Origin of the sequence: Lysinibacillus sp. A4 (assembly GCF_024919535.1) — a bacterium.
Lineage (GTDB): Bacteria > Bacillota > Bacilli > Bacillales_A > Planococcaceae > Lysinibacillus > Lysinibacillus capsici.
Genome location: NZ_JANWTB010000004.1, coordinates 18,208 through 43,439, shown reverse-complemented (window position 1 = coordinate 43,439; position 25,232 = coordinate 18,208). Strand labels below are relative to the sequence as shown.

The window sequence follows — 25,232 nt, the reverse complement described above, 5'->3', positions numbered from 1 at the left end:
ATTTTTATAAAAAAGTTTGAACATTTTTTAGCTATGTTGTTCCAAAATTGCGCCCGATTATTGAATATCCTTATTCATCCCAAAAAGCCGCTAACATCTTACAGTACAGCGTTTTCTAAAATAGTAAAAGAGCTTGTATTACAATTAATTTCTGCTAATGCACCAAGAGGTAAAATGAATTTTGGTTCAGTATGTCCAAAGTTCATATTGTATAGAATTGGTGTATCATCCAAGTTAAATTCTCCCATCACTTTTAAAATCTCTTCTTTATATTCTTCGAAATACTTTTCATCTTGTGGTTTACCAAATATAATTCCGTTTGCTTTTTGTAAAATACCTTGTACACCGTAGTTTCTCAACCAATATCTAAGTAGGTTAGGCTCCGGTTGATCTTCAGATGTTTCAAAGAAAAGGATGCAATTTTCCCAGTATTTTTCTTCAGGCCATAGCACGGTACCTTTAGCAAACTCTAATACTTCAATGCACCCTCCTATTAAACGTCCCTGCACTATACCTTTACCTTGCAGCAATTCGTATCCTTTATTAGGTTGCATTGTGCGTTTTTGATTTTTATTTGATTCTATCCATTCTAAATGCTCACTTGTCCATTCTACAGAAGGAACAATTTCACCTATTACTTCATTAGAAAAGAGCGTTTTCTGAATAGATTGAACGGTATATGAGTGCATTTCAACGTTTTCTGCAAAATCGGTTAAAATTGCTGGTCCATAAAATGAAGATATACCTGCCTTCAAACAAAATAAATGAGCAATCGTTACATCTGAATAACCCATTAAAATTTTAGGATTTTTAGTTATAACCTCAAAATCAATGTAAGGGAGTAAACGAACACTATCATCTCCACCAATATTTGCAATAATAGCTTTAATCTTGGGATCCTTAAAAGCCATCATTAAGTCCTCTGCACGTGCTTTTGGATTTTTGTCTAGATAATCTGCACCTTTCAAGCTATTTGGCATTGCTATAACTTTCAGTCCAAAAACCTCTTCAAGTCTTTTTACGCCCTGTTCATAACGCCATTTTAATTCTGGATCTCCAGCACCTCCCCAAGAAGGACTTATTGTGGCGATATAATCTCCTTGCTGGAGTTTATTTGGCTTTAATAACATTTAAATTCACCTCAAATTAGATTTAATTTCATTAAAAATAACATATTAATGGAAATTTTTAAACAGTCTATCATTTATGTTAAATAAGCTACTAAATACTTGTTTGGTAACATTGCACAAAATGATTTTATTTCACAATCTGGCCCGTTTGTTGAACAAAAAAATCCTACATAGCAACACAGGATTTTTAATCAAACTTTAAAATGAATAATCAATCTTTGTTTTAAACGTTCAATTCTTTTTTAAAACTACAATATAAGGATAGTGTTTTTTGATTGTACCTAATTTTATGGACTGCTAAAATTCGTAGTTTTGGATGTTTTTTATCAATCCGTATTACGTTATGCTAAGACCGTTCATTTATTAGCAAGGAGGGGAAGTGCTACTGTTTAGTTCAGGTAGATTGACATTTTATCAAATAGCAGCAAGTAAAGCGTTACTTGGAATCAAGCAAATTGAAATTTTACTGGAATGACACGTACATAAAGAGGGCTAATGACAATAGGAAAACGACATTCCACAAGGGAACAGTCCTTAAAGGCGAGAATACGTGATGAATTCCTAGTATAAAGAAGAGATTAAAATAATTTGTAGAAAGGAAGGAAAGTGTATGAACTCAACATCCGTTTCACTGAATGTACGTGATTTCCTGTCGCCCACCATCGCTGCTTTTATATCTGTCTTAGTTAACTATGGGGGCACTTTTATCTTGGTGTTTCAGGCTGCCAAGGTTGCCGGTCTAAGTCCAGAAATGACTGCATCATGGATATGGTCGATTTCCATTGGTGTGGGGGTAACGGGTATCTGGCTAAGTTACCGATATCGTGAACCCATTATTACAGCTTGGTCAACACCAGGCGTGGCGTTTCTTGTTTCGGCTTTAGCTGTTACCCCATATGCTGAAGCCATTGGAGCTTATATTATTTCTGCAATAGCATTTGTTTTGTTAGGTTTATCAGGCATGTTCGAACGTTTTGTCCAACTTATTCCTCCAGGTATTGCTTCAGGTCTATTGGCAGGTATTTTATTACAATTTGGTATTTCAGCCTTTGGTGGTGCGAAAGTGGAACCTTTACTTGTCATCGTCCTGTTTACTACGTATATCGTACTAAGAAGGTTTACATCTCGCTATGCAATTGTCGGTATTCTAGTCATTGGCTTGATTTATTTAATAAGTATGGGGCAGGTAGATTTCAGCCATATCGAGTTGGCCTTCGCGTCTCCTGTATTTGTTACGCCAACGTTTTCTCTACATGCATTATTGGGTGTCGCTTTGCCGCTTTTTATTATTACCTTAACAGGACAGTACATGCCAGGCATGTTAGTGTTGCGAAATGATGGATTTAAAACGAGTGCCAATCCGATTTTGATTGTAACAGGATTGGGATCACTCCTGACAGCACCCTTTGGATCGCATGCTTTTAACATAGCAGCAATTACAGCAGCGATCTGTACAGGGAAGGACGCTCATGAGGATTCAAGAAAACGTTATATTGCAGGTATTGTCTGTGGCATTTTTTATATAATTGTCGGAATTTTTGGGGTAACATTGGCTGCATTGTTTTTAATTCTCCCAGCTACGTTCATTGCAACATTAGCGGGATTAGCGTTGCTAGGCACAATTGGTAGTAGCCTTGCCAATGCTTTAACAAATCCTATTGGACGCGAAACAGCACTCATTACTTTTTTGGCAACAGCCGCAAATGTTACTTTACTTGGAGTTGGCGGGGCATTTTGGGGGCTTGTAGCTGGTTTGGGCGCACATTTATTAATGAATGTTCCATTGCTCAGAAAACAGCAAAGCATAAATGAGGGACAACAAATCAGACAAAGATAATATCACTACGAAAGGTGGTTTTTAACATCGATACGACAAAATCAATAGAAGCCTTCGAAATAGCAAAAAAACTTATGCCTGGTGGGGTAAATAGCCCGGTGAGAGCATTTCAATCAGTTGGGATGGAGCCAATTTTTATGAGTCATGGGAAAGGCTCAAACATATATGATATTGATGGCAATCGCTATATAGATTATGTTCTATCTTGGGGGCCATTAATTCATGGACATGCAGATAAGGAAGTTTCAGATGCACTTCTTGAAGCCATCAAGAGGGGGACAAGTTTTGGATTGCCAACTTTACAAGAAAATAAGCTAGCAACATTAATAGCTACTCGCATACCTTCCATAGAGAAGATTCGAATGGTTAATTCGGGTACAGAAGCGACAATGAGCGCCATTAGACTAGCTAGAGGCTTTACTGGCAAAGACATGATTGTGAAATTTGATGGAAACTATCATGGGCACAGTGATCATCTATTAGTAAAGGCAGGCTCAGGAATTGCTACCTTCAGCCTTCCTGATAGTCTGGGTGTACCTATAGAGATCACTAAGCATACAATCTCCATACCTTATAATAATATCGAAGTCCTGAAAAAGATCTTTGATAAATATGGCTCACAAATAGCAGCAGTCATCGTAGAACCGTTTGCAGGCAATATGGCGGGAATACCAGCTAACCCTGAATTTCTTCAAGCAATACGTTCTTTCACTACAAAGTATGGTGGACTATTTATACTCGATGAGGTCATGACTGGTTTTCGTATAGATTACCACTCTGCTCAAGGGCTTTATAACATAAAACCAGACTTAACATGTTTAGGAAAGATCATTGGTGGAGGGATGCCTGTTGGAGCATATGGTGGAAAAAAAGAAATCATGAATCACATTGCACCTGAAGGTAGTATTTATCAGGCTGGAACCTTATCGGGTAATCCAATCGCTATGGTAGCAGGGTATACCACAATCAATAAATTAAATCATAACAGTTATACGTATATCGAAGCGTTAGCTGAGCGGCTTATTCAAGGCTTATCAAAAGTAGCTCATAACAATCATATTCCACTTAAAACAACGAAAGCTGGGACAATGATTGGCTACGCATTCATCGATCATCCCTTACAAAATTTTGATGATGCTCAAAAAATAGATGCTGAGATGTTTCGCCGTTTTTATAAAGAAATGCTTAAACAGGGTATACTTCTACCTCCTTCTCAATATGAAAGCATATTTATCTCGACTGCTCATTCCATACATGATATTGATAGAACGATTCATGCTGCGGATCTAGCCTTTAAAAGGATGTCGTGTAATTAGATGATGCAAAGTGGACTACAAACATCCTATATCTATAAAATGATCGATTTGATAGTATAATACTTATTGACGGTACAAAACGATTAATTTTCGCATATTTTAACAATCTCTATTCTAACTGGAAGTGAATTGAATGTTACAAGTTAACCGAGACGATAAAAATCCTATATGGCAACAGTTACTTGACCAAGCTATTCATCATATTACAACAGGCAAATGGCCACCAGGGGAGTTACTTCCTCCATCCCGAGAACTCGCCTTATTAGTAGGTGTTTCACGCTCAACCATACAAATTGTTTATGAGGAATTATTTAGTCGAGGATATACTGTGACAAATTGGCGTGGAGGAACAAGAGTAAGTGAATGGGGATTTAAAACCAACTTGGCAGAAGAGGTGATTCCTCAAGGACCATCTACGCCAACATTACCTTTATTAAACGTGGCAGTTGATGAATTAAACAGTTGGTTTAGAGGCAAAGAAAATGGAAACGTCGCAATCGATTTTTGTCCCCATGAGCCGTATTTGGACGAGCATTTCCGAAAAACTTGGCGACAATCGTTTTTACAGGCTTCAGCAGAAACAGATCTGACCAATTGGGGCTATGGCGATGCCTACGGTTTCACACCGCTCCGTGAACAGATTCAACGTTACCTGACATTTGAAAGAGGTGTACATGTAGAGATTGACCAAATCATCTTAACCTCTGGCGCCCAGCATAGCATCGATCTGATTGCCCAAGCCCTTCTTAAGGAAGGAGAAACGGTTTCTGTGGAAGATCCAGGCTTTCCTGCAGCCTGGATGACCATGAAATATCGGCGTATGAATGTTGTTGCTGTACCCGTGGATGAGTATGGCGTACAAGTAGAGCAGATTGATCCACAAACCAAGCTTATTTTTGTTACACCTTCTCACCAATGTGCGGTTGGTGTCATAATGTCTGAGCCACGCAAACAACAATTGCTGCAGAAATCCGCGAAAAATCAATTCTGGATTGTAGAAGATGATTATGATGGTGAGTTTAGGTATCGAGGTGGCCCGCTTCCTACCTTGTTTAGCCAACAACCTCACAACACATTATATATGATGAGTTTTTCTAAAATGGTTGCTCCTGGCATACGAATATCGGCTGTTATCGGCCCCAAAGATGCTATTCGCCAGCTTGCGCAAGTACAACAATTAACCTATCGGCATCTTCCCATTATGGAGCAATTAACGCTTGCTCATTTTATTGAGCACGGTCATTTTATGCGTCATATGAGGAGAGCCAGAAATGTCTATCGACGTAGACATGAAGCGATGACAAAGGCAATCATGGCGACAGGACTAGCCGAACGTTTCAAGCTAAGTGGCATTGAAACGGGTTTGCATATGCTTCTTGAGGCGGAAGAATCGTTTGATGAAGAAGCAATGACGAACCTCGCACTCGAAAATGGGATACGTGTTTATCCACTGAGCAAGTATTGCTTAGAAAATAATCGAAAAGGATGGGTACTAGGCTTTGCTAAAATTGATGAGCAAGCCATTGAGGAAGGCATTTTTCGTCTTGCAAAGATCCTCTTGCAAGAAACGTAATCATTAGCCGGGCATAAAGGGAATTGGGGGTTGCGATACTATGCCATACATTCATGAGTTTGGAATCATTGCTTGTATAGAAAAAGACAAGGAGTATGCTGCTTATGAACCTGAAAAATACAATTGCATTGGTGTAGATGGTGACCTCTTTGATGAACTGCTTTCTAATGATTTTGGCAAAAAAATACATCGCCTCGAAACTTTTGCACACAACACAAATAGGTCATTTAAAAGTCTCGCCTATTGGGGGATAACCTTGATACCACCAAGCTCTCATATACAATTTTTAAATATGGTGAGTGAAGCCAATGTCGAATACCAATCTGCAGAACTTGAAGAATTAATCAAAAAAATAGCTGAAGCAATAAAACAAGATAAATGGATGATTCATTATGGTGTTTAATGTTTACCAATACATACAGCAAAAGGGAAGAGGCGATTGTTCAATTAGAGCAATCGCTTCTTATTATTAATGGGGAGATGTGTTGAAATGACAGTTCCCTAAAAAGTTTCAAAAATTTTGAACGAAATGCAACAATGTTGAGTCTAATGAGAGAAGGAGGCGAAAAAGGATGAAATTTGAATTAGAGCAGCGTGCTATACGTGGAGATCAAGAAGCGATACTTTCACTGATTGAAATGGATGAGGATATTTTATATCGCATGGCCTTTACATATATGAAAAATGAGCAAGATGCTATGGACGTGATGCAGGAGCTTGTTTACAAGGCACTCAAAAAAATGCATACCGTTCAACAGCACGAATATGCCAGAACATGGCTTGTGCGCGTCTTAATCAATTGCTGTAAAGACCATTTACGAAAACGTCCGCCGACTGTTCAAATTGAGGAACACCACTTATCTGAATGGGTCATCTACTCAGATATGGAGAGATTATTGGAACATTTATCTTTGTCAGAGCAGCAACTCGTCTATATGAAGTATTTCCAGCAATTGAAAAATAAAGAAATTGCTGAGCTCAATCAAATTCCTGAGGGTACTGTGAAATCGAAGCTTCATCACATTTTAAAGAAGCTTAGAAGCTTTGCTAGAGAAAAGGAGGACTGGCTATGAGTAAACCATTAATTGACGTTCCAAAGGAGAAACTGCAACAAGTTCGCATGAACATGTTTCGAAAGGTTCAACAAGAAAAAAGAAGAAAGAAGCGCATTGTTTCGGTTGCATGCATCTCCATGCTTTGCCTAAGCCTTCTCTTTTCAATTCGCGTCTCGCCAACGATTGCTAGTCAAGTTGCCAAAATACCCGGCTTTCAAGCAATTGTAACAGCGATTGCAATAGATAAAGGAATAAAAGATATTGTAGACCATGAATACTATGAAGAAATCAATGTGACGCAATCTAGAAAAGGTCTAGCACTTACATTGCAGGGCGTGATTGCCGACAATTTAGGATTTGTCCTGTTCTATGACGCTGATGCCTCATTTGATATTTCAAAATTAAACTTAGAGAAAGTTCAATTGTTTCAAGGAGCTGAGGAGATTGAATGCGGCTGTACGTTTACCATGAATGCTAGCAATCAAACATACATCTCTTCATCTGTGAAATATAGTTTTTTAAAGCCTATCGCCTATACTTCCAAGGATTTTAAAGCAGTCTTTCACTTTCAGGATGAAGAGAAAGGTAACATTGTAATATCTTTACCGTTTTCACTGAAAAACGAGATCGCAAAGGAGAAAATTTTTACTGCAAATCGTACGATCGATGTCAATGGGCAGAAATTTACGATTACACAAATTCGTCGTTCGCCATTAAAAGTGGCACTCGATATTGAGGTAGCCAAAGATAATACAATGCAACTATTAGCGCTAGATGATGTTGCCATCATGACAGAAAGCGGTGAACGTAGAGAAAGTATTAGAAATGACATTTCAACAGACGGGAATATTCGCGATGGCAAATTTACGCTCTATTTGCAAAGTAATTATTTCGATGATCCAGCGTCATTGACGGTTATGATTGGCGCCGTTCAAGCTGTGCCAAAGGGTGAGGATTTTATCGAAGTTGATTTTGGCACAAAAGAGATACTCACGAAGCCTACTTATTTTAAGGGGGACATTTCAATAGTGCAGCAAAGTGTAGCAGTTAAGATGAAAAAAAATAATGAAGGCAAATTATTAATGCTCTCTGACGCCATAAAAGAAGATGGCACGCCATTAGAATTCAAAAGTTTGACTATATCTCGAGACGAGCAGTATGTAGTGGAGACATCACAATTTGAAGAATATAATGGAAAAGCTAAGCTATATTTAAACTATTACCCTAATCCGATTGGGGAGAATATTGAAGTAAACATTCCATTGCAATAAAATGCAGCAGCTGTTCAAAAAGACGAACCTTTTTGAATAGCTGTTTTGCTATTTTGACTGCAAGGGTTGGGGGTTTCTTTTTTGAACAACTTGATAGATGATAGATTAAAGAGGCACTTGATTTAGTCATAACAGGGGTAACGATATGTTTAGATTCGAAGCGGTTATCTTTTCTAGAATTAGTTACATAGCTAGCTCTTTTTTCTTTTTGAACTTACAATGGTTGTAGAGCGATGATGGTATAATTACTTTAAACGGAGGTGGAAAATGGACTCTTTAGAATTAAACAAATCAAAATATATGGTCTCTAATATCAAAGACATTTTGCATAATAAGCTTATTCTTGCAAAACCGTTGACTAAAGATGACATCAAAGAATTAAACCTAGTCAATCCCCCTGTATACGATAAAGAGAAGTATCTTATTCAGGAACAGTGGTTATACAGCATGAATATCGGGGAATGGGAGGATGTGGAGATTATTATCCAAGGAAATAATGAAAATCCTGAGGTGAGAATAATCGAACTAGCAGAAAGAATTTTCGATGAACTCCATTTACATATAAGCCGCGCATTGGCGTATTTACATAAGTTTTTTCCTAATCAAGAAATAAACAGTTATTATTTATCCACAATAAGCTTTGGAAATATGGCTAACTTTGATAGTTATATCTTTTCAGGCTTTAGTTTAGCTTTTATTTATGAGGGTCACTTTGAGTTTCAGTATAAAGTGAAATTTAAAGAAAATGGTTGGCCTATTGGTTTTGAGGGTGGACCACTTTAATTCAAGGGGGAAGAAATAGTTATCCCATGACAAAATCGTTTTGAAAAGAGGGAGTTGAATGGAAGGTTTTTTCTTCATACTGATAGGCTTTTTAATTGTTGTTGCAAATGTGATTGGGTTTGTATTCTACAAAAAAAAGAAAAATCTATATAATGCTGCTTTTATCATTTTACTACTGGCAGGTGTGTTTGGTGGACTAGGAGGTGTATTAGCACTAATTATTATTCGTGATCCCTTTGCGTTATTCTATGGATTGAACATTGCCTATTACTTACTCATTAATAGTTTGATTGTATTTATTCTGGCGATTTTAGTTACGATCATTAAAAAATATACTAGTAGTAGAACCATATAATTAACTATCGTGATGCGTGAGCATTGAGTTGTTTATGAACGAATTACTATTAAAAACGTTAGGTGGGACGCTGTGCATAACTTGTTAGGAAAGGTTATTCTTATCACAGGTGCAAGCTCAGGTATTGGATTTGCCACGGCTGAGCTAGTGGCAAAACACGGGGCTAAAGTAATTATCAATTATCATACAAATGTGGAAGGTGCCAACGAAGCTGTCCAACGAATTCAAGAACAAGGTGGAGACGCCATTGCTATTCAAGCTAATATTGTGAATAAAGAAGAAGTGAACGCAATGATTGAGCAGGCTATTTCTACATTCGGCACGATTGATGTTTTAGTGAATAACGCTGGAGGCGGCATCCGTCAAAGTACTTTTATGGAGATGAGTGAAGAGCTATGGGAAGAAACATTAAAGCTAAATGTCAATAGTGTGCTCTTATGCTCTCAAGCTGTATTAAGACATATGATTCCGAAGAAATGCGGAAAAATTATTAATGTCTCTTCTGCAGCTGCACGTATTGGTGGGGCAGGGGAAAGTATTCATTACGCATCTGCTAAGGGAGCTATCAATACAATGACGATTGGTATGTCCAGAGAATTAATTGAATATGGAATTATCGTGAACGGGGTAGCGCCTGGAATGGTAGAGACACCCTTTCACGATAAATTTGCTCCTGGCGACAATCGGCTTGAACGAATGGCTTCCGCTGTACCAATTAAACGAGCTGCAGCGCCTAAAGAGATAGCAGAAGTAATTGCCTTCCTTTCTTCTGATGCCTCAAATTACATCCTTGGAGAAATTATACATGTGAGTGGCGGTAGATAAATAAAAAATAGGCAAATTATTATTGCTTTCGTCTATTATACTAACAGTCGTAAATTTCGGATTCTAAACAAGCTCCACCTTAGATGTCCTTAAATTTGGGGGCAAAAAAGGTAGGACTTGTTTCGCTTATTTTATTAAATCCGACACTACTTGAACAATTAAGAACAAAAAAATGATTGGTAAAATAATTTGAATCCATTTTGTTTGGATATACGGAACAATCTTTAAACCTAAGAAAGAGCCAGCAATAGAGCCAAGTGACACAGGGATAGCAATTCCCCAATTAACAATGCCAGTAAAGTAATAAAAGAGAAAAGCACCTGTACAGCTTGATAACGAGAGCATTCTCGTTAACTCGACTGCTTTTAAATAATGGTATTGTTTTTTCAAGAAATAGGTTATATTCATTAGAGCTGAGCCTGGTCCAAAACCACCGTCATATATGGAAATTGCAAATGGAATAAGCTTGTTCAAGGGTTGTTCCTCTGTTTCTTTTACATCTTTGACAATCCATTTATTACTGCAAAGGACAATCAGAAATGCAAAAATTAAGCTTATACAAGCGACGACATTCATGATTTGTTCCGATAAGAGGATTGCGAATAATGCCCCAAATACTCCACCTATACTAGCAACAAACATGAAAGAAAAATACTTTTTTACAGATAAATGTCCTTTTATGACAAATGAAACAACATTTGATAGGGCTGATAAGCCTGTCGCAAATTTATTAACAGCAACGGTTGTATGAATTGGAATGCCGACGAGCAACAATGAAGGCATCAAAATAAAGCCTGCTGCACCAAAAAGAACGCCTATTATGGCTGCGAGTAAACCAATTGTAAATAAAATAACTCCTTTTACTGTTAACCATTCATGTAGTAAAATTTCCATTCAATCACCTCAATACTTAAATTACTGGTAAACTATACATAAAACAAATATATAATTATTTCTTATTCATAAATATTATTTATGGATAGAAAGGTTGGAATGGAATGAATTTACATGCATTGAGGATCTTTACGAATGTAGCCAAGCTTGGGGGAATTACTGCAGCGGCGAATAGTATGCTACTAAGTCAACCTGCTGTTACCATACAAATTCGAAAATTAGAGAATGAAATAGGGGCAAAATTGATTGAAGGTAAAGGGCGTGGAATTCAATTAACGCCAGAGGGGAAGTTTTTATACGAGCAAGGCATGCGTTTATTTTACTTGGAAGCACAAATCGATGAGAAGCTTGGTAAGTTTTTAGCAAAGGAAGACAAAATACATATTGCGTCCTCTTACATCCCTATTAATTATATACTTCCGCCTATCATAGCTAAATACAAGCTTGCGCATCCTCAAATTGAATTTTTTGTATCGTTAGGCAATGTTCAATCTGTGGAGGAGCAAGTTCTGAATTATGAAGTAGATTTTGGCTTTGTCGTTCAAAGTAAAATTGGTCATGAAGATTTACAATTTGAAAAGGTATTGGATATCCCGTTTTGGTTTATAGTCCATCCTTCACATCCTCTAGCAAATCAAACTGTCTCCATCTATGAATTATCGAACGAGGACTTTATTTATCGGGAAGGTGGTAGCTCGACACTCGATTTATTGGAGTCCATTTTTTACACATTTAATGCGCCATTACCTAAATTAGGGCTTCAAATGCAGGGCTTACACGAATCCATAAAAGTAGTGGAAGCGGGGTACGGCATGACTTTAGCTCCGTCCTATAGTGTGGCTGAAAGTATAGCAAACGGGAAACTTGCTCAAGTGTATGTTGAGCAGGCAGCTATTCAGCAAAGTTTATTTATTTGCTCTCGAAAAACCGATCTCATGGAGCAACCATTTTTGCAATACTTAAAAACGCATTTGGCATAAATAAGACTTCTCTAAATTTAAGTGAAGAATTTAGAGAAGTTTATTTTATGATGATAATTAACACAGAAAATTCGGAAAAATAGTATTATAAAAGTATTTTTCCCTCTATTGAAACAACTGCTGCTCCTGCTACTTCAATAACAGCATTCTCCTCATCAGGTGTGATCGTGACATAAAGAGTCCCAGGTCTATTAATCGTATGTCCTTGCCCAATTACTAAGTGATGTTTTTCTTGTGGAGCTAGTATATTTTCTAGATATAAATAACCACCTAATGCACCGTTTGCTGCCCCTGTAACTGGATCTTCATCGATCCCTATATTTGGGCAAAAATCTCTTGTATAAATATCAAATTCCCCATTTGTGTCAAAGGTAAAGAGGTGAGTGGTTGATATGTTAAAATGATTGTTCATCTTTTTAAGCTCATTTAATTTAGGTTCTGCTTGATCAATTGCTTGACGTGTTTTAACGGGAACCATAAGATGTGGGACCCCTGTGTTCGCTATTTTTATCGGGTATCGATCATCAATGTCCGTTTCCTCTAAACCGACAAGGTCCGCAACGACTTCAGGGCTAATGTCTATACTTTTTACATGGGGACGTACTTGAGTCATGGACACGCTCTTTAAGTGATTGTTTTCCGTAATCCATTTTACAGGAATTAGTCCAATGTTTGATTCAAAGATTATTTTCTCGTCCTTATCAATCCAATTGTACTTACTAGCCATTAACCATGCTGTACCTAACGTAGCGTGACCGCAAAAGTCAACTTCTTTTGTAGGAGTAAAATATTTTATTTGATAATCTGCATTGTCATTTGTTGATGGTAAAAGAAAGGCCGTTTCCGAAAGGTTTAATTCATTGGCTATGTTTAGCATTTCCTCATCTGTTAAATTTTCTGCATGAGGTATGACACCAGCCGGATTTCCTCCAAACGTTTCTGTGGTGAATGCATCCACATAAAAAAACTCTACCACTTTTTTCATTGCTATCTCCTCCTTCATTCTAAGATTATTGTAGTATGATAGAATTGATAAGTAAAATTCATGTTTTTAATCTTAAACATGAGGAAGTCGAATGGAAAGTTAAATCTTATACGGAGGTTATCTTGTGAACCTTTTGCAAATAGAAATATTCGTCAAAGTAGTCGATATTGGGAATTTCACAAAAGCAGGAGAAATATTGGCGATGACACAATCGGGCATAAGCCATAATATCGCTTCATTAGAGTCAGAACTCGGTATTAAACTTTTGAATAGAGGAAGAAACGGCATCTCGTTAACAGATAGTGGAGAACGTATCATCAACAATATGAGAAATATCTTATCCGAAGCAGAAAGCATTAAACAAGAAGCGGCATCTATTTTAGGAATACAAAACGGAAAAATAAATATTGGCAGCTTTTCAAGTTTCGCTTCAAAAGTGTTGCCAACGATCATATCACGGTTTAAAGGAGAGTTTAAGGGAATTGAAATAAATTTTTATGAGGGGAGCTATGACCAAATTACACGTTGGGTAGAAGAGGGGAAAGTGGATATAGGTTTTACATCTTTAAGTAACCCTATGGATCATTTGGAGGCTACCACCATAGTAAGAGATAGATTAGTAGCAATCGTACCGATTCATCATCATCTTGCCATAAATGAACAAGTAAAGGCGGAAGAACTTCAAGGGGAGGCTTTTATTATGCCTCAGCTAGGATGTGAAGTGAGTGTTAAGAAGTTTTTACAGGAACAAGAGGTATCCCCAAACATAGAGTTTAATGTGGAAGAAAATCAAACAATCATTGCAATGGTACGTGAAGGATTAGGCATTACAATCATACCAGAACTAGCTTTACCATATAATTTAGCAGGTACCATTGTAAAACCTCTCTTACCCGAACCTTTCCGAGAAATAAGCATTATTACTCGCTCAAAGAAGCAACCCCTTCCCGCTGTCAAAGAGTTTATAAAAACAACCATGGATTGTATTAAAGAATTAGAGCTATAAGAATTCTGTGTCCATTGCGATTGTTCATCATCATTGTGCTTTTGTAGAAGCATAAAACATACCTACGTAAGAGCATGTTTTGGTTCATTTTTTCAAAACATGCTCAAATCAAGGTGATGATATTTAGTAAAGAACACGCCATAAATAGAAGGTAGCGTAGGATTCCCAGTTTTTCCATGGTATCGAGAGCGCTAAAATTTCCTCTTTCGTAGGCTTTTGGTTCATATTACGTAATGTTTTTATTGAATTAATCAGACCTACATCATCGATTGGAAAAGCCGTCTGAAACCTTAGGCAGCGCATTAGCACGTAATTGGCTGTCCAAGGTCCGATTCCTCGTATTTTGATTAAGCTTTTTTCTGCCTCTTTAAAATTCATTTTCACTAATTGTTCCTTCGATAATTCTCCGCATGCCATTAATCTTGCAATGCCAATGATATATTCACTTTTTTTAACCGTCATTTTAATAGCTGCTAGGTCAGTAGGTTCTAACTGTGCAATTCGTTCGTATGGAGGGAATACCCAATACTTTTTACCATTCCATTCGATAGAATCGCCAAAGCTTTCTACAAATTGTCTCTTTAAAGAGTAGGCAAAGGCAAGGTTGATTTGTTGCCCTAAAACGCCCCAGCATAACGCTTCAAATAAATCGGGAATGCCGATAACTCGTAATCCATAGAATTTTTGGGCAGATATTTTAAGTAATGGATCTGTATTTGCCATTTCATAAAATGGCGTTAAATCGTTATCAAGATCAAACCATTCAATTATATATGTTGCAATTTTTTCCCGCTCCCTCTTTTCAATAGGCCTAGAACCATTTAGGAATTGAACAACCATTTGTTGATTATCGATTACGCTTATCTGTACTAAAGACTGCATTTCTCCAATGGCTATCACTTTTGTGATAATATTGTTCTCTATTTCATACAGGCATTCATTTTTTTCTCTTGTTAAATAGCCTAGATTTGCATTCATATCAAAATTTGCTGGTAAGTTAATGATCATCACATCGTCAACGTCATGCCATATCACTTTTTCATTCTCCTTTTCAACATACACAGTTTGTTAGTTTACTTTATCATAAAAGTAGCTTTACTCATTTTGTTATCTTGCTATTCCATTCTAAACGCCTTATTTTTTTCTATTGATGAGGTTATAGTGTTAGTTATTAAGAAGGCTAAGGAGGGAATAAAAATGGTCCAAGATATTCAAACACGTGTTGGCAGCTTAGAGTGGGATTCCATTCAACATGAACTAGATAAGCAAGGATTTGCAAAGCTTCCAGTAATTTTAACAAAAGAGGAATGTGAATTCTTAATAGGGTTGTATAGTACGGAAGAGCCATATAGAACGACCATTAATATGACCAGGTATCGCTTTGGGGAGGGGGAATACAAATATTTTTCCTATCCATTGCCTGAAATTATCGAAAGTCTAAGAGAGTCCTTTTATCAAGAATTGGCCAAAACAGCTAATCGATGGTTAGGTTATTTAAAGAAAACAGCGCAGTTTCCAGCTCAGCTTCAAGATTTTTTGAACACTTGTGAAGAATTTGAACAAACTAGACCGACACCTTTACTCTTAAAGTATGAAACAGGTGGCTTTAATTGTTTGCATCAAGATTTATATGGCGATGTGTTCTTCCCGTTTCAAGTAGTATTTGTATTAAATCAACGCGAACAAGACTTTTTTGGTGGAGAATCCCTCCTAGTGGAACAAATTCCACGTGCTCAGAGTAGGGGACATGTCATTACGTTAGATCAAGGCAGTGCGCTCATCTTTCCTACAAACCATAGACCTGTTCTAGGGAAAAGGGGATATTATAAACATACGGTTCGTCATGGAGTAAGTACGATTACTGCTGGAGAACGATACGGTCTTGGCATCATTTTTCACGATTCTAAATAAAAAAACTTCAATATCTTGCTATTCCATATCTAGAATTGTACATTGTGAATTTTTAGGGAGTATATTGTAAGGAGAGGTGAGATAAATGCTGGATCCTATGAATGATGAAAATGATATTTTGAATAATGTAGAAATGATGACAGATGAAAAATGGCAAGCCATTATCACGAATGATACAGCGTACAACAATCAATTTTTTTATGCTGTCAAGTCAACAGGGATATTCTGTAAACCATCCTGTAAGTCTCGCGTTCCGAAAAAAGAGAATGTATGTATTTTTGCAACCGCAGAACAAGCACTCCAAGCAAATTTTCGCCCTTGTAAACGTTGCAAGCCTACTAATGAAAATTTGCCTGATAGCGAGTGGGTTGATATTATCACAGCATACATTGATCAAAATTTCGCTGAAAAATTAACGCTCGAATCATTAGCAATGATTTGTCATGGGAGTCCCTATCATATGCATCGAACATTTAAAAAGATTAAAGGCTTGACGCCCATTGAGTATATACAACAAGTTCGCGTACACGCGGCTAAAAAGTATTTGATTGAGACGAATAAAGCAATAGGCGATATTGCCATATGTGTGGGTATGGCGAATGCACCCTATTTTATTACTTTATTTAAAAAGAAAACAGGTGAGACCCCAGCGCAATTTCGTCAAATGAGAAAAATGGAGGAAATGAATGATGGAAATAAAAAATAAACCAACCCTTTTTTGGTCTTTACTCAAGTTTGAGGATTGGCATTTTTATATTGCTGCTACCTCCAAGGGCCTTGTGTTTGTTGGTTCACAGAACAAACCAATCGAGGAAATGTTTGAATGGGCGAAGAAACGCTTTCCAGGAAGTCCTTTTGTTGAAGATGAGGAAAAGCTTGAACCCTATGTCAATGAAATCATTCAGTATCTAGCAGGAAAGAGGAAAACCTTTACTATCCCATTTGAGTACGTAGGTACGCCATTTCAGCTAGCAGTCTGGCAAGCACTTTGTGAAATTCCTTATGGGCAGACGAAATCCTATTCAGACATTGCCCATGCTATCAATAAACCAGCAGCTGTTCGTGCTGTTGGAGCGGCTATTGGTGCTAATCCAGTGTTGCTTACTGTACCGTGCCATCGTGTAACAGGAAAGAATGGCTCTTTAACAGGCTATCGGGGCGGATTAGCAATGAAGAAATTGCTCTTGGAACTTGAAAAGCGAGGTTCATCTAGCAATGCGTAATACTTGCTTTACATGGAATGGAGGTTTCGTATGAAAAGCGAATTATTCTATAAGCATCCAAAAACCATTTTGAATAAGGGAACTGGCTTTCTTTCTGGCTATACGCATTCGCTCAATCCTTACACAGGCTGTTCATTTGGATGTTCTTATTGCTATGTACGTCAAATGCCTGTATCTCTTTTTCGAGAAGGGGAATGGGGTAGTTGGGTCGATGTTAAAAACGGTGCGGCGAATGTATTAAAAAAGGAGCTTCATCGTGCTAAAGCCAAAGGGCCTGTAACCATTTTTATGTCCTCAAGTACAGACCCGTATCAGCCAATAGAGCATAAGGAAAAAGTGACGCGATCTTTACTAGAGGTTATGCTAGAGGATCCCCCTGATTTCTTATTTGTACAGACAAGAAGTCCACTTGTCAGTCGAGATATTGATTTGCTGCGACAATTTAAAGAAAAAGTGCGGGTAAGTATGACAATTGAGACAGATTCGGAAACGATACGTAAACATTTTACGCCAATGGCACCTCCAATCCAAGCGCGTTTTAAGACATTGGAAAAATTAGCAGCTGCGGACATACCGACCCAAGTTGCTATCGCGCCCATTTTACCAAGTGGAGAATATTTTCCTTTGAAATTGAAGCAACTCGTCGATCGGATATGTATAGATGACTACTTCATGGGAGATGGCAGTGGTGGAAAACGCACAAGAAAACTTGAGATTGAGAAAAAATATGACCAACTTGGTTTAGAAGAATGGTATGGACCAGATGTAATAAAAAAAGTATACAACCGATTTATTGAAATCTTTCCAGAAAATCATGTTTATATAAGTCAGGCTGGGTTTGAGCCGTAAAATGCTGTAATAGATGGATTATAAAAATAGCCCCAATACCCATCTTTGCTGAAGTGAGTATTAGGGTTTCTTCACATGATAGTATGATTAACGTTTGTTTTCATTTTGAATTTGACTGAAATCTACTTCTTCAGCAAACTCTTCTCTGTTTTTACGCTCATTGTTAGCATTTTGATTTTGATTCTGCTGTTTTTTGTTGTCTTGCGTTTTATTATTTTTATGTTTATTATTGCCCATTTTCATCTCACCTCCACCATTAGTGTGAGTGGAAGATGTTTTTTTATCCGTAGAACTGACATTTAATTCTTCAAGTAATGTGCTTTACTTTATTAAGGAGTATAGTATGAATGAAAATTATCCAAATTTAATTCTACGGTTCAAACTAGGGTAGGAAGTAATTGATAATGATAGCAGGTGGTTTATAAAAGGCTATCACGCTGTTTGAATCACGATATTGACAAGACGAGAAAATAATTATTGTAGTCGATTAAAAATTGAAGCATACAGGAATGTCTTATATTTTTCCAGAAGATGTGAGGAAATACAAACTACATAGGTTTAGTCTTGAATGTAAAATATTTGATTTAAAGTATATTGCATTGTTAAAGGTCGTATGCATTCAGGATTTAGGAATCCAACCAAGTATTTTTCATAAGATCTATTTTTTAAATATCAACAGGAAAACTATTTTTTACATTATGCTTAAGGAGGCATCGTAGTGAACCAACACAAAATAATTATTACGCAATATACCCCCCAATACGCTGAACAAACAGTTGCTATGTGGCGAGATAGTAAGGAGCAGGCGATTGGTCAAAAAGAAATTCATACCTTTGAAAGTCATGTATATTTCTTAAATCATCTATTAGCTGAGCAGTTTCACATCGATTTAGCGTTAATGGATGAAAAAGTAGTTGGCATGATTGCCTATAACGAAGAAGAAATAAGCCAACTATATATTCATATTGACTATCAAGGGATGGGCATAGGTCATACATTACTAGATAAAGTAAAAGCACAATCAAATGGGCGATTAACTTTATACACATTTGAGGTTAATGAAAATGCCCAACGATTTTATGAAAAACATGGATTTAAAATTATAGGGAGAGGACATGAAAATGAAGAGAATTTAGCTGATATTCAATATGAATGGCTAGCCAAATAAAAAATTTCACTAACGAGCTACTAAAAAGCGTTGTACATTTTGTATATACGCTTTTTTGTTTTTGATAAGATCTAAAAATGATGAAGAGGCAAACAATCTCCGATCACTCGAATGAGTAGTAGTCGAGCTGAGCTTAGTTGCTTTTTATGATCTCAGTATCATCTGGTATAATAGAAAATAGATTTTTTTAGAACGGAGTAATTGATATGAATGGAGCGCAAAAAGCATTTTTTGAAGAAAAGGAGCGTTCACTTGGCGTTTATCTAAATGATGTGCAGAAGCAGGCCGTATTGCAGACGAATGGACCGCTGCTACTATTGGCATCTCCTGGTTCAGGAAAAACGACGACGATTATTATGCGTATTGGCTATATGATCGAGGCGCTTGGTGTCAAGCCTGCTCGCATAAAGGCTGTTACGTTTAGTAAGGCATCAGCAAATGATATGAAGGCACGTTTTGCAAAGTTTTTTCCGCATTTGCCACCAGTTGATTTTTCGACGATTCATAGTTTAGCATTTCAAGTTGTGCGGCAGACACTTGAACGTCAGGGCATTTCGTACGGGATTATCGAAGAAGCGGACGGGCCTGGTGTAATGTCAAAAAAACGAGTGCTTCGTGAGATTTTTGAACAATTAAATGGCTCCAAAATTACGGAAGATCAGTTAGACGAGCTACTGACGTACATAACGTTCATCAAAAATAAAATGCTGCCAGAACAGGAATGGGCAATTGCAGAAGTAAAGGTGCCAAGAAAAGTCGAGATTTTACAGCATTATGAGGAATATAAGCGCACAGCTAGTGACCGATTGCTCATTGATTTTGACGATATGCTGTTAATGGCGAATGATATTTTTACGAAAAATCGAGAGGTGTTGGCGCAATTTCAACGTCGATACGATTTTTATTTAACGGATGAAAGTCAGGATACATCGCCTGTTCAACATGCGATCATCGAGAAGCTTGTCGCTGTCCATCAAAATTTATGCGTCGTTGCCGATGAGGATCAGGCCATTTATAGCTGGCGCGGTGCAGAGCCAGATTATTTGTTGAATTTCCAAAAGATTTATCCAGAGGCACGTGTTTTACTAATGACACAAAATTATCGTTCATCTGCCTCGATTGTAGAGCCAGCCAATCTTTTCATTCAGCGAAATAAAAAACGATATAACAAACAAATGTTTACGCAAAATCCTGCAGCAGAGCCAATCTCGTTTAAAATCCTAGAGAATTACAGCTTACAGGCCAAATATGTAGTGAATCAGTTAAAAAGCTTGTCTAAGCGTGGCTCAACGGCTGTTTTATATCGAAATAATACGTCTGCCATTCCTCTTATGGACGCATTAGACATAGCGGGCTTGCCTTTCTATATGAAAGATTCCACCATTCGCTTTTTTACGCATTGGGTTGTGGAGGATATAATGAACTTCATGCGTCTAGCGTACAATACAAAAAATATCTCGATATTTGAAAAAGTTTACAGAAAAATGAATGCTTATATTACACCAACGCAATTAAAGGCACTGCAGAAAGTACCGGAGGATGGCTGTGTATTCTCACTATTGCTAGAGCATGTGGAATTAAAGGATTATCAGCCTGAATATATTAAGCGAATTCGCCAAACGTATGATAGCATTCAATTTGATCAAACAACACCAACAGCCATGCTAGAGCATATCCGTTATGACTTTGGTTATGAGCGTGCCTTAAAGAAAATGAGCGAGGACCTCGGTTTTAATTATGAAAATTTACTAGATATTGTGGATGTACTTGGACTAATTGCTCGCCATACGTCGACGATGACTGAATTTGCGGGTCGTTTGAAGTACCTTGAAAATTTAGCACGTACATCTCATCTGAAAAATGAAATGAATGCCATTACATTAACAACCTTACACAGTTCAAAGGGCTTGGAATTTGACCGTGTGTATTTGATTGACTTAATTGATGGGATTTTACCTAGTGAAACGGAAGAAGCAATAGAGGAAGAAACAAGGCTCTTTTATGTAGGTATCACACGTGCAATTCGCCATTTGGAATTAATTTCGTACAGCAAGCGCTTTAAAGCAAGTGTGGTGCCATCAATATTTATGAAGGCGTTAAAGCAAATCGTTTCTCCTCAGGAATTACCAAAGAAAGCGTCGAAAAGTCCGAGGAAAGCATTGAAGCAATACCGTAATGATCAGACAATTACAACGGAGTCAGCGTTAATCGTTGGCTCAAAGGTGAAGCATGTGATGTTTGGAGAGGGAAAAATTTTGGAGGTCACAAGTAGCACGATCAAATTGTCATTTGATGCAGGGATAAAGCAGTTTATGACAGATACATGTTTACAGCAAGGCTATTTAGAAGCGGTGGAAGATTAATGCAGCGTATTCGAGATTTTTTCGAATACGCTTTTTATAGTGTGCAAAATAATAGCTAAACTTCTTATTTTCTCTTTCTATAGGATAAATATTCTATAAATCTATTTGCTGCAAGTGACAGCGATTTTTGCTCTCTCATCGCAATCCCAATAGTTCGAAAAGCAGGGACTTCGAGCTCTTTTGTGATAATTTGGTAAGGGATGCGTTCTAAAATCAATTCAGGCAATATACTGATTCCTAACCCGTTTTCCACCATTGACATAATGGCATAGTCGTCCCACGTTGTAAAAGAAATGTGCGGCGAGATATTGTGCTTCTCAAAAATTTCGGAGATTTCAGCTTTTGCGCCTTTTTCTAAAAGCATGAATGGACTGCTCAATAATTCACTTATAGGAAATTTATCGCAATCAGCAAGAGGATGATCCTGATGAATAACTACCAACAATCGGTCTTGCTCTACAAAGATTGTTTCCATTTTAGCTTTTGTTGGTAGTCGCAAAAATCCAAAGTCGACCCTACCTTCGATAATCCAGCTTTCGATTTCGGTGTAATCTCCTAAGAGTAACTCGAAATCAATCCCTGGATAATCCTGCTTAAAGAATTTGATCATATAAGGTAGCCAATGTGTTGCTACACTAGAAAATGTACCAATTCGGATGATTCCTGATTGGATATCATGTAAGTCTTCGATCTGCATCATTAACATTTCATGCTCATTACATATACGTTGTAATTGGGGCAGTAACTTTAAGCCATCGGATGTTAAACTGATTCCAGCACGACCTCGTTCAAAAAGGGAAATTCTCCATTCTGATTCTAAATCGTTGATCATACGGCTGATACCAGACTGTGTATAGTTTAATGCATCGGCAGCACTTGTAAAGCTCCCATATTCTACTGCTTTGACAAAGGCCATATATTTTTGGATATTCATTGCGCTATCCCCCTTGCATGCTATTTAGTTATGTGTAGCATGACAAACATTCAATTTTGTAATACATATAAGTATGCTATGCTATTCCCATTACAAAAGCAAGTTGAAAGGGAGTGGAAGGAAAGGACGGAAAAAACACCTAATAGTTCCTATTAAAATGCGGTAGGTTAGGGGAGTAGACCATGAAATCTAAATTTCAATTTATCGTATCAATGATTATTTTTGGCACAATCGGTTTAGTTGTACGTTACATTGATTTAGCGGCGAGTGAAAGAGCTTTACTAAGTAGTTTACTAGGGTGCTTATTTTTATTCTTCATCTTCTCCATAATGAAGAAAAAAATATCCTGGAATTTAGTGAAATCGAATGCTTTATTTTTGTTTCTCTCAGGCGTTGCATTGGGAGGAAACTGGATTTTTCTCTATCAATCCTACGACCACACATCACTTGCCAATGCCACACTAGGATATTACTTTGCACCAGTATTTGTAATGATTCTTTCACCTGTTGTACTTAGGGAACAATTATCCATAAAGAAAATAATATGCATTGTCATAGCAATTATCGGTATGATAATGATTGTAGGAGAAGGGGTGAGTGCAACGGAATCAGATGATTTCCTTGGACTTACCTTTGGATTGATGGCAGCTGCGTTTTATGCGGCATTGTTACTTTTAAACAAATTTATTAAAGAGATGGACAAGCTAGAGATGACCATTATTCAACTTGGAACAACTGCATTATTACTGCTGCCGTATGTTTTTTTGACAGAAGGCTTTGGGATTTTTGGATTATCAAGCGCATCTATTCCTTTTATTTTAATTTTAGGTATCGTTAATACAGGGATTGGATTTTGGTTATTTTTCTCGGGAATGGAAAAATTGAAAGGGCAGAGTATTGCGATGCTAAGTTATGTCGATCCTTTTGTAGCAATATTGATTTCTGCAATGATATTGCAAGAACAAATGACCCTAGTGCAAATTATCGGAGGGGTATTTTTATTAGGTTCTACATTTGTTAGCGAAATTCGATTTTTTAACTTTTCAAAACAACTCATGAAAAAACAAATAGAGTAACAATTTATCACGGGAGACTTAAATCGATAGTACATGGTATTTAACATTTATAGGGTTGTTCAATTACTAAGACAACAATCAGCCAATTCAAGTTGGCTAATTGTTGTTTTTTAAACTCTTGATAAGATGCTTGAGCTTCTTGATGAGTTTCTCCAAAACGTTAACTGCTAGTTCAGCTATGCCCTTAGCTAAGAGAGTTTAAGAACTTCAATATATCTATACATACCCTTTAACATAACAGATTCATCTCTTATAATTCTGAGCCTTTGATCATTTTGTTTAAACAACTCCTCAAAACTTCTACCAATATCTGTTCCTAACATACTTATAAATGGCCTTACCAATTTTTTTGTTAGCGTTAGTTTTTGATTTTTAGGAGCAAATTTATCAAAGATAAGAATTCTACCATCCTTCTTTAAAACTCTTATCATCTCTTCAAAGCATTTATTTTCATTAGGAACCACAGAAAGTATTAAACTAGCTACAATATAGTCAAATGATTCATCTGCAAAAGACATTTTTTGAGCATCCATTTCTAAAAAATTGATAGAAGAGTGCTCGAATTTATGTTGAGCTTTCGCTAGCATATCAGGAGAATAATCAATGGCAGTTATATCATAATCAACATAGTTGATTAATTCTAAATCAGCCCCAGTACCAATTCCTACATAGAGGATTTTTTGTTTACGCTGAAAAGGCACTTCTTGAAAAATCCTCTTTCTAGTCTTTAAAAAAGTACCTGTATTAAAAAATTTATCGTAAAAGGAAGAGCCAATTTTATAGATAATTTTGTTCCACGTATTATTCAATGCTACATCCAGCCTTTCTACAGAGCGTATGAACTTCTAAAATCCTGTGTCCCCTCCGAAAATAGGAGTGACCCACGCAATAATCTTTGTCATCATGTCAAAATATAATAAAATCCCATTAAAATCAATAATCATAAATGGATTTTTTGGAAGAAACGTAATTTGAGACAGCTTAAGAAAGGAAATTGAAAAAACCAGTACATTAATAAGTATGTATAATAAGCCTTTATCAGGGTTTGTTAGCCCTAAAGCCATTATTACAAGTGTCCAGCCAGTTGCGAAACCTGTCCCAAATTTAATCTAATATTCCTTTTCAGACAGTAAAAAATCTAACTTGAGGATGCCTACGTTTATTAGCTGAAGAGAGACCCATATTTTTTAAAATTTTGACAGACATATTAGGTAGTGCTAGTATGTTTGACACACATATTAGTGATATCGAATATGATCATATCAAAACATATTAGCTAAGTCTAATATGAATTGGAGGAGATTTTGTGACAGAAAAAAATATTGACTTAAAAATTAAACTAATTCATGGATTTTCAAACAAGGTAAGACTTCAAATTTTAGAGTGTATTAAAGAGAAAGAGAAGACAGTATCTCAAATCGTCGAGGAATTAAAGGGGAATCAGTCTAATATCTCTCAACACTTAGCCTGTTTAAAAGGGTGTGGCATTATTGTTGGTCGTAATGAAGGAAAATATTGCTACTATAGTTTGAGAAATGAGCGTATTCGCGAACTTCTTGGAATGTTTGATACGGTTTTAGAAGATGTTCATTCTGATGTTGCGTGCTGTGCAAACCACGTAGATTAAATATATATATAAATAAAAGCAGATTCCATAATATATAGGGAAGGATGCAGGAGATTTGAAATTTTGAGGAA

General features: G+C 36.9%; 27 protein-coding genes. 20 read left to right on the top strand and 7 right to left on the bottom strand.

Annotation, left to right across the window (positions count from 1 at the left end; translation table 11 throughout):
- Window positions 1–98 precede the first annotated feature (98 nt).
- A complete protein-coding gene (locus NY607_RS08715; protein ID WP_259419476.1) occupies window positions 99–1,130 on the bottom strand; it encodes a S66 family peptidase in 1,032 nt (343 codons plus the stop codon).
- Between the two features lie 610 nt (window positions 1,131–1,740).
- Between NY607_RS08715 and NY607_RS08710 the strand changes: the two genes are divergently transcribed.
- The 9 genes from NY607_RS08710 to NY607_RS08670 all read left to right on the top strand — a co-directional run bounded on the left by NY607_RS08710 (window position 1,741) and on the right by NY607_RS08670 (window position 10,145).
- On the top strand, window positions 1,741–2,967 hold the full coding sequence (locus tag NY607_RS08710; RefSeq protein WP_259419475.1) for a benzoate/H(+) symporter BenE family transporter: 1,227 nt from the start codon (window positions 1,741–1,743) through the stop codon (window positions 2,965–2,967).
- A 14-nt stretch (window positions 2,968–2,981) separates the two neighbouring features.
- Complete coding sequence (hemL, locus tag NY607_RS08705; RefSeq protein WP_376748062.1) at window positions 2,982–4,283, top strand: glutamate-1-semialdehyde 2,1-aminomutase; 1,302 nt, start codon at window positions 2,982–2,984, stop codon at window positions 4,281–4,283.
- Between the two features lie 133 nt (window positions 4,284–4,416).
- Window positions 4,417–5,856, top strand: coding sequence for a MocR-like pyridoxine biosynthesis transcription factor PdxR (gene pdxR, locus NY607_RS08700; RefSeq protein WP_066036688.1), 1,440 nt, complete (start codon window positions 4,417–4,419; stop codon window positions 5,854–5,856).
- 40 nt (window positions 5,857–5,896) lie between these two features.
- Window positions 5,897–6,259, top strand: a complete 363-nt coding sequence (locus NY607_RS08695) for a hypothetical protein (protein WP_259419474.1) — start codon at window positions 5,897–5,899, stop codon at window positions 6,257–6,259.
- A gap of 169 nt (window positions 6,260–6,428) precedes the next feature.
- The gene (locus tag NY607_RS08690; RefSeq protein ID WP_115673645.1) at window positions 6,429–6,929 is read left to right on the top strand and encodes a sigma-70 family RNA polymerase sigma factor; all 501 of its coding nucleotides are present in this window, start codon (window positions 6,429–6,431) and stop codon (window positions 6,927–6,929) included.
- Window positions 6,926–8,182: a DUF4179 domain-containing protein gene (locus NY607_RS08685; protein ID WP_259419473.1), complete on the top strand. Its 1,257-nt coding sequence runs from the start codon at window positions 6,926–6,928 to the stop codon at window positions 8,180–8,182. Before NY607_RS08690 ends, NY607_RS08685 begins: the two co-directional genes overlap by 4 nt.
- Before the next feature lie 267 nt (window positions 8,183–8,449).
- Window positions 8,450–8,965 (top strand): hypothetical protein, encoded by a 516-nt coding sequence (locus tag NY607_RS08680; RefSeq protein WP_259419472.1) that lies wholly within the window; start codon window positions 8,450–8,452, stop codon window positions 8,963–8,965.
- A 58-nt stretch (window positions 8,966–9,023) separates the two neighbouring features.
- The gene (locus NY607_RS08675; protein WP_259419471.1) at window positions 9,024–9,320 is read left to right on the top strand and encodes a 3-isopropylmalate dehydrogenase; all 297 of its coding nucleotides are present in this window, start codon (window positions 9,024–9,026) and stop codon (window positions 9,318–9,320) included.
- A 72-nt stretch (window positions 9,321–9,392) separates the two neighbouring features.
- Complete coding sequence (locus NY607_RS08670; RefSeq protein WP_259419470.1) at window positions 9,393–10,145, top strand: SDR family NAD(P)-dependent oxidoreductase; 753 nt, start codon at window positions 9,393–9,395, stop codon at window positions 10,143–10,145.
- A 126-nt stretch (window positions 10,146–10,271) separates the two neighbouring features.
- Here the strand turns inward: NY607_RS08670 and NY607_RS08665 are convergent, their stop codons facing one another.
- The gene (locus NY607_RS08665; RefSeq protein WP_259419469.1) at window positions 10,272–11,039 is read right to left on the bottom strand and encodes a sulfite exporter TauE/SafE family protein; all 768 of its coding nucleotides are present in this window, start codon (window positions 11,037–11,039) and stop codon (window positions 10,272–10,274) included.
- Window positions 11,040–11,143: 104 nt separating this feature from the next.
- Here NY607_RS08665 and NY607_RS08660 point away from each other — a divergent pair, with 104 nt between their 5' ends.
- Window positions 11,144–12,019, top strand: a complete 876-nt coding sequence (locus NY607_RS08660; RefSeq protein ID WP_259419468.1) for a LysR family transcriptional regulator — start codon at window positions 11,144–11,146, stop codon at window positions 12,017–12,019.
- 85 nt (window positions 12,020–12,104) lie between these two features.
- On the opposite strand, the gene NY607_RS08655 is transcribed toward NY607_RS08660, so the two are convergent.
- Window positions 12,105–13,004: a PhzF family phenazine biosynthesis protein gene (locus tag NY607_RS08655; protein ID WP_259419467.1), complete on the bottom strand. Its 900-nt coding sequence runs from the start codon at window positions 13,002–13,004 to the stop codon at window positions 12,105–12,107.
- Between the two features lie 124 nt (window positions 13,005–13,128).
- Here NY607_RS08655 and NY607_RS08650 point away from each other — a divergent pair, with 124 nt between their 5' ends.
- Window positions 13,129–14,010: a LysR family transcriptional regulator gene (locus NY607_RS08650; protein ID WP_259419466.1), complete on the top strand. Its 882-nt coding sequence runs from the start codon at window positions 13,129–13,131 to the stop codon at window positions 14,008–14,010.
- Window positions 14,011–14,133: 123 nt separating this feature from the next.
- Here NY607_RS08650 and NY607_RS08645 read toward each other — a convergent pair whose 3' ends face one another.
- Complete coding sequence (locus tag NY607_RS08645; RefSeq protein ID WP_259419465.1) at window positions 14,134–15,045, bottom strand: DNA glycosylase; 912 nt, start codon at window positions 15,043–15,045, stop codon at window positions 14,134–14,136.
- A 162-nt stretch (window positions 15,046–15,207) separates the two neighbouring features.
- Here NY607_RS08645 and NY607_RS08640 point away from each other — a divergent pair, with 162 nt between their 5' ends.
- From NY607_RS08640 to NY607_RS08625, 4 genes are all read left to right on the top strand, one after another.
- On the top strand, window positions 15,208–15,921 hold the full coding sequence (locus NY607_RS08640; protein WP_259419464.1) for a 2OG-Fe(II) oxygenase: 714 nt from the start codon (window positions 15,208–15,210) through the stop codon (window positions 15,919–15,921).
- Between the two features lie 85 nt (window positions 15,922–16,006).
- The gene (locus NY607_RS08635; RefSeq protein ID WP_259419463.1) at window positions 16,007–16,627 is read left to right on the top strand and encodes a bifunctional transcriptional activator/DNA repair enzyme AdaA; all 621 of its coding nucleotides are present in this window, start codon (window positions 16,007–16,009) and stop codon (window positions 16,625–16,627) included.
- Complete coding sequence (adaB, locus tag NY607_RS08630) at window positions 16,611–17,144, top strand: methylated-DNA--[protein]-cysteine S-methyltransferase (protein WP_259419687.1); 534 nt, start codon at window positions 16,611–16,613, stop codon at window positions 17,142–17,144. Before NY607_RS08635 ends, adaB begins: the two co-directional genes overlap by 17 nt.
- A 30-nt stretch (window positions 17,145–17,174) precedes the next feature.
- Window positions 17,175–17,993, top strand: coding sequence for an SPL family radical SAM protein (locus NY607_RS08625; RefSeq protein WP_054550211.1), 819 nt, complete (start codon window positions 17,175–17,177; stop codon window positions 17,991–17,993).
- Window positions 17,994–18,080: 87 nt separating this feature from the next.
- On the opposite strand, the gene NY607_RS08620 is transcribed toward NY607_RS08625, so the two are convergent.
- Complete coding sequence (locus NY607_RS08620) at window positions 18,081–18,230, bottom strand: hypothetical protein (protein ID WP_016992948.1); 150 nt, start codon at window positions 18,228–18,230, stop codon at window positions 18,081–18,083.
- 272 nt (window positions 18,231–18,502) lie between these two features.
- On the opposite strand from NY607_RS08620, the gene NY607_RS24370 reads away from it, so the two are divergent.
- The 3 genes from NY607_RS24370 (at window position 18,503) to NY607_RS08610 (ending at window position 21,524) form a co-directional block, all read left to right on the top strand.
- Window positions 18,503–18,712, top strand: a complete 210-nt coding sequence (locus tag NY607_RS24370; RefSeq protein WP_481817314.1) for a DUF3885 domain-containing protein — start codon at window positions 18,503–18,505, stop codon at window positions 18,710–18,712.
- Window positions 18,712–19,161 carry a GNAT family N-acetyltransferase gene (locus NY607_RS08615; protein ID WP_131520175.1) on the top strand — a complete coding sequence of 150 codons (450 nt, stop codon included), beginning with the start codon at window positions 18,712–18,714 and terminating at the stop codon, window positions 19,159–19,161. Before NY607_RS24370 ends, NY607_RS08615 begins: the two co-directional genes overlap by 1 nt.
- Window positions 19,162–19,367: 206 nt before the next feature.
- Complete coding sequence (locus tag NY607_RS08610; RefSeq protein WP_259419462.1) at window positions 19,368–21,524, top strand: ATP-dependent helicase; 2,157 nt, start codon at window positions 19,368–19,370, stop codon at window positions 21,522–21,524.
- A gap of 64 nt (window positions 21,525–21,588) precedes the next feature.
- Here the strand turns inward: NY607_RS08610 and NY607_RS08605 are convergent, their stop codons facing one another.
- On the bottom strand, window positions 21,589–22,458 hold the full coding sequence (locus NY607_RS08605) for a LysR family transcriptional regulator (RefSeq protein ID WP_259419461.1): 870 nt from the start codon (window positions 22,456–22,458) through the stop codon (window positions 21,589–21,591).
- A 182-nt stretch (window positions 22,459–22,640) separates the two neighbouring features.
- On the opposite strand from NY607_RS08605, the gene NY607_RS08600 reads away from it, so the two are divergent.
- A complete protein-coding gene (locus NY607_RS08600; RefSeq protein WP_054550207.1) occupies window positions 22,641–23,534 on the top strand; it encodes a DMT family transporter in 894 nt (297 codons plus the stop codon).
- Window positions 23,535–23,722: 188 nt separating this feature from the next.
- On the opposite strand, the gene NY607_RS08595 is transcribed toward NY607_RS08600, so the two are convergent.
- Window positions 23,723–24,343: a class I SAM-dependent methyltransferase gene (locus NY607_RS08595; protein WP_048392989.1), complete on the bottom strand. Its 621-nt coding sequence runs from the start codon at window positions 24,341–24,343 to the stop codon at window positions 23,723–23,725.
- 497 nt (window positions 24,344–24,840) lie between these two features.
- Between NY607_RS08595 and NY607_RS08590 the strand changes: the two genes are divergently transcribed.
- Window positions 24,841–25,161 carry an ArsR/SmtB family transcription factor gene (locus NY607_RS08590; RefSeq protein ID WP_259419460.1) on the top strand — a complete coding sequence of 107 codons (321 nt, stop codon included), beginning with the start codon at window positions 24,841–24,843 and terminating at the stop codon, window positions 25,159–25,161.
- Window positions 25,162–25,232: the final 71 nt, after the last annotated feature.

Excerpts from the sequence above, each read along its gene's own strand:
- NY607_RS08715 (WP_259419476.1), bottom strand. The coding sequence starts at position 1,130 with ATGTTATTAAAGCCAAATAAACTCCAGCAAGGAGATTATATCGCCACA.
- NY607_RS08710 (WP_259419475.1), top strand. The coding sequence starts at position 1,741 with ATGAACTCAACATCCGTTTCACTGAATGTACGTGATTTCCTGTCGCCC.
- pdxR (WP_066036688.1), top strand. The coding sequence starts at position 4,417 with ATGTTACAAGTTAACCGAGACGATAAAAATCCTATATGGCAACAGTTA.
- NY607_RS08695 (WP_259419474.1), top strand. The coding sequence starts at position 5,897 with ATGCCATACATTCATGAGTTTGGAATCATTGCTTGTATAGAAAAAGAC.
- NY607_RS08690 (WP_115673645.1), top strand. The coding sequence starts at position 6,429 with ATGAAATTTGAATTAGAGCAGCGTGCTATACGTGGAGATCAAGAAGCG.
- NY607_RS08685 (WP_259419473.1), top strand. The coding sequence starts at position 6,926 with ATGAGTAAACCATTAATTGACGTTCCAAAGGAGAAACTGCAACAAGTT.
- NY607_RS08680 (WP_259419472.1), top strand. The coding sequence starts at position 8,450 with ATGGACTCTTTAGAATTAAACAAATCAAAATATATGGTCTCTAATATC.
- NY607_RS08675 (WP_259419471.1), top strand. The coding sequence starts at position 9,024 with ATGGAAGGTTTTTTCTTCATACTGATAGGCTTTTTAATTGTTGTTGCA.
- NY607_RS08665 (WP_259419469.1), bottom strand. The coding sequence starts at position 11,039 with ATGGAAATTTTACTACATGAATGGTTAACAGTAAAAGGAGTTATTTTA.
- NY607_RS08660 (WP_259419468.1), top strand. The coding sequence starts at position 11,144 with ATGAATTTACATGCATTGAGGATCTTTACGAATGTAGCCAAGCTTGGG.
- NY607_RS08655 (WP_259419467.1), bottom strand. The coding sequence starts at position 13,004 with ATGAAAAAAGTGGTAGAGTTTTTTTATGTGGATGCATTCACCACAGAA.
- NY607_RS08640 (WP_259419464.1), top strand. The coding sequence starts at position 15,208 with ATGGTCCAAGATATTCAAACACGTGTTGGCAGCTTAGAGTGGGATTCC.
- NY607_RS08635 (WP_259419463.1), top strand. The coding sequence starts at position 16,007 with ATGCTGGATCCTATGAATGATGAAAATGATATTTTGAATAATGTAGAA.
- adaB (WP_259419687.1), top strand. The coding sequence starts at position 16,611 with ATGGAAATAAAAAATAAACCAACCCTTTTTTGGTCTTTACTCAAGTTT.
- NY607_RS08625 (WP_054550211.1), top strand. The coding sequence starts at position 17,175 with ATGAAAAGCGAATTATTCTATAAGCATCCAAAAACCATTTTGAATAAG.
- NY607_RS08620 (WP_016992948.1), bottom strand. The coding sequence starts at position 18,230 with ATGGGCAATAATAAACATAAAAATAATAAAACGCAAGACAACAAAAAA.
- NY607_RS24370 (WP_481817314.1), top strand. The coding sequence starts at position 18,503 with ATGTCTTATATTTTTCCAGAAGATGTGAGGAAATACAAACTACATAGG.
- NY607_RS08610 (WP_259419462.1), top strand. The coding sequence starts at position 19,368 with ATGAATGGAGCGCAAAAAGCATTTTTTGAAGAAAAGGAGCGTTCACTT.
- NY607_RS08605 (WP_259419461.1), bottom strand. The coding sequence starts at position 22,458 with ATGAATATCCAAAAATATATGGCCTTTGTCAAAGCAGTAGAATATGGG.
- NY607_RS08600 (WP_054550207.1), top strand. The coding sequence starts at position 22,641 with ATGAAATCTAAATTTCAATTTATCGTATCAATGATTATTTTTGGCACA.